Consider the following 8549-nt stretch of genomic DNA (forward strand, 5'->3'; position numbering starts at 1 on the left):
CCCAGCGCCAGCGCGATCGCGCCGGCCAGGGCCAGGCCGTGTGCGCGTGCGGCGCGGCGGTCGCGGACGACGGCCCCGCGCGCATCGCCGCTGGCCAGTTCCGATGCCACGACCCACATCCCCAGTGCGTTGTTCCAGACCTTGCGATAAATCCGATTCATCGACGACTGCTCCTCAATTCGGCTGGTTTTTGGTCAAAAAAGCCACCCTCGCCCGGCGTTCCGGCCGGCCGACCCCCTGTCGGTTTTTTGGTGCCGCACGTCCCTTAGCGGGACGCGAGAGGCTCACGCCTGTCGCTGCTCGGAGCTGTAGATGAACCGAGGTGGAATGCGGAACTGACCCGAGTGTTAACTCGGCCTCTCGAGTACGTCAAGTTTTTGACTTAATGCGACATGCGCCGTGACACAGACCGCGAATTCAGACTGATTTCGTTAAATTTTCGATAAATATCAATGAAAACAACCAGCTCGCGCCAATTTTTCGGCACATACCTTGCCAACCTTGACACACCGCGCTTCGGGCGATTTCGTTTCCTGTCAAGGACTTGACGCGACCGGATGGTAGAGGCGCAAAAGCGCGCCCAGGCATGCCGGATGACGGCTCCAGACGGCTGCGCATAGCGCCGACTGCGCGAAATGGGGCGAGCGGTCGCGCGGCGGAGCGACCTTGTGCCGGACGACGGGCGGGTGCTGCCGGACTGTCGCTACACGGCGAAGAGCACCACGCGCGGGAGGACGCACCATTCGCTTGCAAGCGGTGGCGTATGGCGCAGGCACACGCACGCTGCAGCGATGACGGCACCGCGCAAGGCGCACCGCACCGCGATGTCTCGTAGAAGCGGCTTCAGCCGCGACCACGCACGGTCAGCGCATGCGCAGGCGGGAGCGCCGAGGAAACCCACTCGACACACAGGAAAATCGACGGCATCGGCCGTCAAACCGCCAGTTCGGCCGGCCTGGATGCGGTCCTGCGTCGGGGCTGCAGTCCCTCCCACATGGGACACTGCGACGCGCGATTCGGCGCATGCGCCACGCCACCAATCCCGGCAGTGCATTCTGCATCCCACAGCGATGGCAGCGCGGCACAGACCCGAGCAACGCAGCAGGCAGCGCCGCCCCGAACATCGCGGCTACAGGCACTGCCGACGGCGCCCTGGCAAGGGCCAGCGCCAGCACGCGATCAGGTCGCCGAACACGTCGCCGTCGGCAGCGCACCAGGCAGGCGCGTCGCCATCGCGGCGAGCGCGCCAGGGCGGGCTTCAGCCCACCCACACCCGCGCGTTGCGGAACATGCGCAGCCACGGCGCCTCGTCCGGCCACTCGGCCGGATGCCAGCTGAGGTTGAGCGAGCGCAGGGTACGTTCCGGGTGCGGCATCAGGATGGTCACCCGGCCGTCGTCGCTGGTCAGGCCGGTGATGCCGTCGGGCGAGCCGTTCGGGTTCAGCGGGTACTGCGTGGCGACGGCGCCATGGCCGTCGACGAAGCGCAGTGCCACGCGCGCGGCGGCCTGGTCCACGGCAGTATCGAATTCGGCACGGCCTTCGCCATGCGCCACCGCCACCGGGATCCGCGAGCCGGCCATGCCACGCAGGAAGATCGATGGCGACTCCACCACCTCCAGCAGGCTGGTGCGCGCCTCGAACTGCTCGCTGCGGTTGCGCAGGAAGCGCGGCCAATGCTCGGCACCGGGGATGATGTCCTTGAGCTGGCTGAGCATCTGGCAGCCGTTGCACACGCCCAGGGCGAAGGTATCCGGACGCGCGAAGAACGCGGCGAAGGCATCGCGCAGCGCCGGCCGCTCGAGGATCGAGGTGGCCCAGCCGCGGCCGGCGCCGAGCACGTCGCCGTAGCTGAAGCCGCCGCAGGCGGCCAGGCCGACGAAGTCGGCCAGGTTCACGCGGCCGGCGATCAGGTCGCTCATGTGCACGTCGAAAGCACGGAAGCCGGCGCGCTCGAACGCATTGGCCATCTCGATCTGGCCGTTGACGCCCTGCTCGCGCAGGATCGCCACCTTCGGCCGCTGGCCGCTGGCGACGAACGGCGCGGCGACGTCCTCGGCCGGGTCGAAGGCCAGTTTCGGCTTCAGCCCGGGCGCGGCGAAATCGCGCGCCAGCGCGCGCTCCTCGGCGGCACTGTCGGGGTTGTCGCGCAGCGTCTGCATGGCGTGGGTCACCGACCACCAGGCATCGAACAACTCGTCCCAACGCCATTCGGCCAGGGTCTTGCCGCCCAGGCCCACGCGTACCGCCGCGGCGGTACTGGGGCGGGCGATGCGCTGCGCGCACTCGGTCAGCGCATGGCGCTCGACCAGGTCGGCGAACGCCGCGCGGTCTTCGCGCGCGACCTGCACCACCGCGCCCAGTTCCTCGTTGAACAGGCTGCGGAACGGATCGTCGCCCCAGGCATCGAGGGTGATGTCCAGGCCCTGCCGCGAGGCGAACGCCATTTCGCACAGCGCGGCGAACGCGCCGCCGTCGCTGCGGTCGTGATACGCCAACAGCAGACCGGCCTCGCGCGCATCGCGGATCAGCTCGAAGAACGCACGCAGCCGCTGCGGATCGTCCAGGTCCGGCACCGCCCCGCCGAACGCCGGCAGCGCACCGTCGCCATGCACCTGCGCCAGCACCGAACCGCCCAGGCGCTGTTTGCCGCCGCCCAGCCCGATCAACCACAGCTCGCTCTCGGCCTCGCGCGCCAGCAACGGCGTCAACTGCGCCCGCGCATCGGCGACTGGCGCGAACGCGGAGACGATGAGGGAGACGGGCGAGACGGATTTGTGCGTCTCGCCGGGACTGGAGAATGGGGAATCGGGAATCGGAGAAGCAGCGGCATCGGTGGCGGACGCATCGCGCTTTTCGCCATTCCCGATTCCCGATTCCCGATTCACGGCGGTCACCGCCCATTGCGCCTGCATCGACAGCGAGTCCTTGCCCACCGGGATGCTCAGGTCCAGCTGCGGGCACAGTTCCATGCCCACCGCCTTGACCGCGGCGTACAGGCGCGCGTCCTCGCCGTCGTGGTTGGCCGCGGCCATCCAGTTGGCCGACAGCTTGACCTGGTCCAGCGCCTGCACCGGCGCCGCGCACAGGTTGGTGATCGCCTCGCCCACCGCCATCCGCGCCGCCGCGGCGGCGTCGAGCAGGGCCAGCGGGGTGCGCTCGCCGATCGCCATCGCTTCGCCGGCGTGGGTGTCGAAGCCGGCCAGGGTGATCGCGCAATCGGCCAGCGGCAACTGCCAGGGGCCGATCATCTGCTCGCGCGCGGTCAGGCCGCCGACGCTGCGATCGCCGATGGTGACCAGGAAGCTCTTCGCCGCCACGGTCGGATGGGCCAACACGCGCAGCCCGGCCTCGCGCAGGTCCAGCGCCTCGGTGTCCAGCTCCGGCCAGCGCGGCGCCGGCGGCTGCCGGGTGTCGCGGTGCATCTTCGGCGGCTTGCCGAAGAGGACGTCCATGGGCAGATCGATCGGATGCTGGGAATGGGGAGTGGGGAATGGGGAATGGGCAACAGCGGAGTCTGCCTGCTTTTCACCATTCCCGATTCCCGATTCTCCATTCCCACCGCCGAGGACCCCGTAACCCACGACGAGCCGTTCCTCGGCGGTCGCCACGCCCACCGCGGCAAACGGGCAGCGCTCGCGTTCGCAGATCGCGGCGAATTCGGCCAGGCGCGCCTGCGGCACGCCGAGCACGTAGCGCTCCTGCGATTCGTTGCACCACAGCTGCATCGGCGACAGCGAGGGGTCGTCGCTGGGCACGCGGTCCAGGTCGATGAGGCCGCCTACGTTGGAATCGTGCAGCAGTTCGGGAATGGCGTTGGACAGGCCGCCGGCGCCGACGTCGTGGAACCAGCGGATCGGGTTGTCCGCGCCCAGCGCCACGCAGCGGTCGATGACCTCCTGCACGCGCCGCTCCATCTCCGGGTTGTCGCGCTGCACGCTGGCGAAATCCAGGTCCTCGGCGCTGTCGCCGGAGGCCACCGAACTGGCCGCGCCGCCGCCCAGGCCGATCAGCATCGCCGGGCCGCCGAGCACGATCACCGCGTCGCCGGGCTGCAGCGGGATCTTCTCCACCTGCACGCGATCGATCGCGCCCAGGCCGCCGGCCAGCATGATCGGCTTGTCGTAGGCGCGGGTCAGGTCCTGGGTCTCCGGCAGCTCGAAGCTGCGGAAATAGCCGAGCAGGTTGGGCCGGCCGAATTCGTTGTTGAACGCGGCGCCGCCGAGCGGGCCGTCCAGCATGATTTCCAGCGCCGGGGCCATGCGCGGGTTGAGCGGCCGCGCGCCTTCCCACGGCTGCGGCAGGCTGGGAATGCGCAGGTGCGAGACGCTGAAGCCGGTCAGGCCGGCCTTGGGCTTGCCGCCGCGGCCAGTGGCGCCCTCGTCGCGGATCTCGCCGCCGGCGCCGGTGGAGGCGCCCGGGAACGGCGCGATCGCGGTCGGGTGGTTGTGGGTCTCGACCTTGATGCAGAACGCCGACGGCGTCACCGCCTCGCTGCGGTACTCGCCGCTGGCCGGATCCGGGCGGTAGCGCGCGGCCGGATGGCCTTCCACCACCGCCGCGTTGTCGCTGTACGCGCTGAGCGTGTGCTGCGGGGTCTGCTGGTGGGTGTTCTTGATCATCCGGAACAGCGAGCGGTCCTGCTCCTTGCCGTCGATGGTCCAGCTGGCGTTGAAGATCTTGTGCCGGCAGTGCTCGGAATTGGCCTGCGCGAACATCATCAGTTCCACGTCGGCCGGATCGCGGCCGAGTTCGCCGAAGCGCTGCCGCAGGTAATCGATCTCGTCCTGGGCCAGGGCCAGGCCCAGGCGCGCGTTGGCCGCTTCCAGCTGGTCCAGCGGGATGCGCTCGACCTCGCCGCGCGCCGGCGCCTGGAACAGCGCCTGCGCCTGCGCGGCATCGTCCAGCAGCGACTGCGTCATCGGATCGTGCAGCAGCTTGGCCAGCGCGGCCTGGTCGGCCGGCGCCTGCGGCCAGCCGGTCAGGTCCAGGCGGGTACCGCGCTCGACCCGGCGGATCGCCAGCCCGGCACCGCGGACCAGTTCGGTGGCCTTGCTCGACCACGGCGAGCGCGTGCCCAGCCGAGGCACCACGTAGCGCGAGCAGGTGCCCGCCTCCGCTGGCGCCGGCGCGTCCTGCGCCTGCAGGATGCGGCGGGCCGCGACCAGGTCCAGTTGCCCGGCGTCGTCGCCGTCGAGGAAGTACACGTGCCAGGCGCCGACGATGCGCACGCCGGGAACGAGGGACTGCAGGCGGGTTTCGAGCCGAGCGCGACGGAACGGCGAAAGGGCTGAAGCGCCCTCGAGGACGATCATGTCCGGGGAACCGTGTGAGGAAACGGGCTGGCTATTGTAGCGGAGAGCTGGGAATGGCGATTCGGGAATGGGGAATCGGCACAGCCGGCCGCCGAGCGGGGTCGGCGCCAGCGGACGTGCTAGAGGTGGTTGGGCGACAGCGGACGCGGCGCTCCAGCGGCAAAACGCGGCGCGGCAACAGCGGTGGCGCAGAGGCCGCACCGCCGACCAAGGGGGAGAGACGGGCGTTCAGCGGCCGTGGCCGCGGGAACGAGCGACGTCGCACCCATTCCCGATTCCCGTTTCCCCATTCCCGGCCGCTCAGCGGCTTCCGCCCGCCTTCGTCGCTTCCGCCGCGCGCTTGTCCAGCGCCTCGCGCATCTTGGCCGGGGGCAGGTAGCCGCCGATCTGGGTGCCGTCCGGGGCGAAGATCGCCGGGGTGCCGTTGACGCCCAGGCGCTGGCCCAGGTTGTACTGCATGGTCACCGGGTTCTTGCAGTTGGTCGCGCTCGGCACCTTGCCGTTGGCCTTGGCATCGGTCAGCGCCTGCTTCTTGTCGGCCGCGCACCACACCGCGACCATGTCCTTGTAGTCCTGGCTGCCCAGGCCCATGCGCGGGTACGCCAGGTACTCCACGGCGATGCCCTGCTTGTTGAGCTCGCCGATCTCGCTGTGCAGCTTGCGGCAGTAGCCGCATTCGATGTCGGTGAACACGCTGATGGTGTACTTGGGATTGGCCGGGGCGAACACGATGCGGTCGGCACGCGGCGCCGACTCCAGCAGCTTGCGGCGGTAGCTCAGCAGGCCTTCGCTGGAGGCGAACTGCTTTTCCTGGATGTCGAACGGCTGCGCCTGGAACAGGTAGCGGCCGTCGTCGGAGACGTACAGCACCTGCCCGCCGACCACCACTTCGCGGAAGCCGGGGAACGGCGCGGCGCCGATGTAGTCGGGCTTGAAGTTGGGATCGAGCTGCAGCAGCGCCGAGCGTACGCGCTGCTCGCCCGGTGCGCCGGCAGGTGCGCCGGCAGCCGGCTTGGCAGCGGCAGCGCCGCCGGTGGGCGAAGCCGGCTGCGCGCAGGCGGAAAGAGAAGTGGCGCACAGCAGCGCAAAAAGAGCAAAACGGAGCATTGGCTATCCATGAGGGCTGCGGATCGGCTGGATTGTCGCATACCCCCTTGTCCGCTCGATGTAGACAGGCTGAGCGGGGGGCACGCCGTCGCAGCAAGGGCGCGGATCAGTATTTCGCGTGCTCCGGATAGCTGCCCGCACCCGCCGGATCGCGCAGCGCCAGTGGCAGCGACCAGCGCAGCAGACCGCCATCGGTCAAGGCCCAGAGCGTGGCGCCGTCCCACGAAAACGCCAGTGTGTTCAGCGAACCGCGCGCCGGCGAGGCCAAGCGCAGCGGTGTCTGCGCGGCGGCGATCTGCCACAGCGCCAGCTGCGGTCCGGCCGCGGCGGGGGCATCGCTGCCCAGCGCCAGCAGCCGGCCGTGCGCCGAACGGGCCGCCGCCTTCAGCGCGTCGGCGCACCCCAGCAAGGCCGACAGGCGCACGCGGCCGTCGTCCATATCCAGCACGTGCATACCGACGAAGCGCGCTTCGGGCTGCGCCTTCGACGCGCCGGACGGCGCGAACTGCGGCGTCCCGGTGCCGTGGTCGGCCAGCATCAGCACGAAGCCGCTGGCGATCCAGCGACCCTGCAGCGACCCCAACGGGGTGGGCACCCACTGTGCCACGCCGGAGGCGTCGACCGGATCGGGGCGACCGAAACGCTGCGGCAACGCGAACGCGCGCAGGACACGCCCGCTGGTCGGATCGAGGGCGGCGATGCCCTGGGCATCCTCCACCCACAGCGCATGCGGGTCGCGCAGGCGCACCGGCCACAGCTGCGCATTGCCCTTCTTCGCCGCATCCATCAACGCCTGTCGCGGCGCGCCGAACACCGGCGCGAACGCCCAGGGTCCATCCGCCGCCGGTACCGCGGCGGTCGGCGCATTCAGGATGAACCGACTGCTGCCGAACGCACCGCCACCGCCAGCGTAGCTGTGATCGAAATACACGGGGCGCTGCGCGGCGTCCAGTTCCCAGCGCGCGTAGCCATCGCTGCCCTCGCCATCGACCCGGTAGCGATGCAGGCGCCGTGAGGCGACGTCATAGACATACAGGACGGCGGACTCGCCAGCGGCGCCGGCCAGGAACCACACGCGGCTGCCCTGCGCATCGGACATCAGCCGTTGCGCACCGCCCTCGCCCTGCCAGACCGTTTCCGTCTGCCAGCGCGTGCCGTCGTGATGCAGCCGCCACAGCCGGGTGCTGGCGCCCGTCCCGCCCAGCACCTGCATGCTGAGCAACAGATCGCCGTCGGGCAGCGCCAGCAGATCGCGCGGGTAGCGGGCGCCGCTGTCCGCCGTGGCCAGTTCGCCGCCGAGCGCGTCCCAGGGCAGCGCGTCGAACGGCAACAGCGGCACGTCGTTGCGCGGCGGGACAAACGCGATGGCCGGCGCCGCACGGGCGCGCTGCGGCGGCAGCGTCCATGCCAACGGCGACGCGGCCACACGCACCGGCTGCTGCGGCACGCTCGCGGCGAGCGCCTGGCGCACGGCCTGGAACAGCACCGCCGGCACCACGCGCTGGCTCAACCGCGACGGCTGCGACGCACCGCCCAGCGGATTGAACTGGGTGATCTGCCTGATCACGCTGTAATCCGGATTGGCGTAGTTGTCGGTGCGCTCGATGCTCAGCGCGGTGGTCGCATGCCCCATGGCCGCGCTCATGTCGAAGACGCATACCCTCAGTTCCAGACGCCCGCTCAGTCCCTGGCGTTCGCTGCGCGTGGCGCAGTATTCCGCATAGCGCGTCTCGCGGAACACAGCCAGTTCGGCGCGATCCTGTGGCGCCCAATCGCTGCGCTCGCGCGCCTGTTGCAGGCGCGTGCGCGCCTCCTCCTCAGTCAGCGCGCCCTGCTCCACCGCCGCCTGCAGCATCGGCTGCGCGAAGCGCTCGGCCAGCGCCGCGCGCAGGTCCTGGCGGCGTGACAGCAGGACCCGGCCCCAATCGTCGGGCAGATACGACAGCGGCAAGGTCTCGTTGCGTTCCTGGAAGCCCCCCTGCGCTTGCACGGCGCCACGTACCGCGGCCTGCACCTGGGCATACGGCGCTGCGATCAGCAGATGCGCAGCCGTGGCCGGTTCGCGCTGTCCGCCCGGCAGCGTCCAGAACAGCAGATCCTCGTGGCGACGCACCGCCGGTGCCTGCGC

Annotated in this window: 3 protein-coding genes; all 3 read right to left on the bottom strand. The window is 70.3% G+C overall.

What is annotated here, in order from left to right; all coding sequences use genetic code 11:
• Nucleotides 1–1258: 1258 nt before the first annotated feature.
• Entirely contained in the window at nucleotides 1259–5314 is a 4056-nt protein-coding gene (purL, locus tag D180_RS12350; RefSeq protein ID WP_043090906.1) for a phosphoribosylformylglycinamidine synthase, read from the bottom strand.
• Between the two features lie 300 nt (nucleotides 5315–5614).
• Complete coding sequence (locus tag D180_RS12355) at nucleotides 5615–6421, bottom strand: DsbC family protein (RefSeq protein ID WP_017913035.1); 807 nt, start codon at nucleotides 6419–6421, stop codon at nucleotides 5615–5617.
• A 106-nt stretch (nucleotides 6422–6527) separates the two neighbouring features.
• A partial coding sequence (locus tag D180_RS12360) for a hypothetical protein (protein ID WP_017913036.1) occupies nucleotides 6528–8549 on the bottom strand: 2022 nt, incomplete at its 5' end.

Source organism: Xanthomonas sp. SHU 166 (genome assembly GCF_000364685.1).
GTDB classification, from domain to species: Bacteria; Pseudomonadota; Gammaproteobacteria; order Xanthomonadales; family Xanthomonadaceae; genus Xanthomonas_A; species Xanthomonas_A sontii.

What these genes read in the sequence shown, in the direction of transcription:
- purL (WP_043090906.1), bottom strand. Translation starts at nt 5,314, where the DNA reads ATGATCGTCCTCGAGGGCGCTTCAGCCCTTTCGCCGTTCCGTCGCGCT.
- D180_RS12355 (WP_017913035.1), bottom strand. Translation starts at nt 6,421, where the DNA reads ATGCTCCGTTTTGCTCTTTTTGCGCTGCTGTGCGCCACTTCTCTTTCC.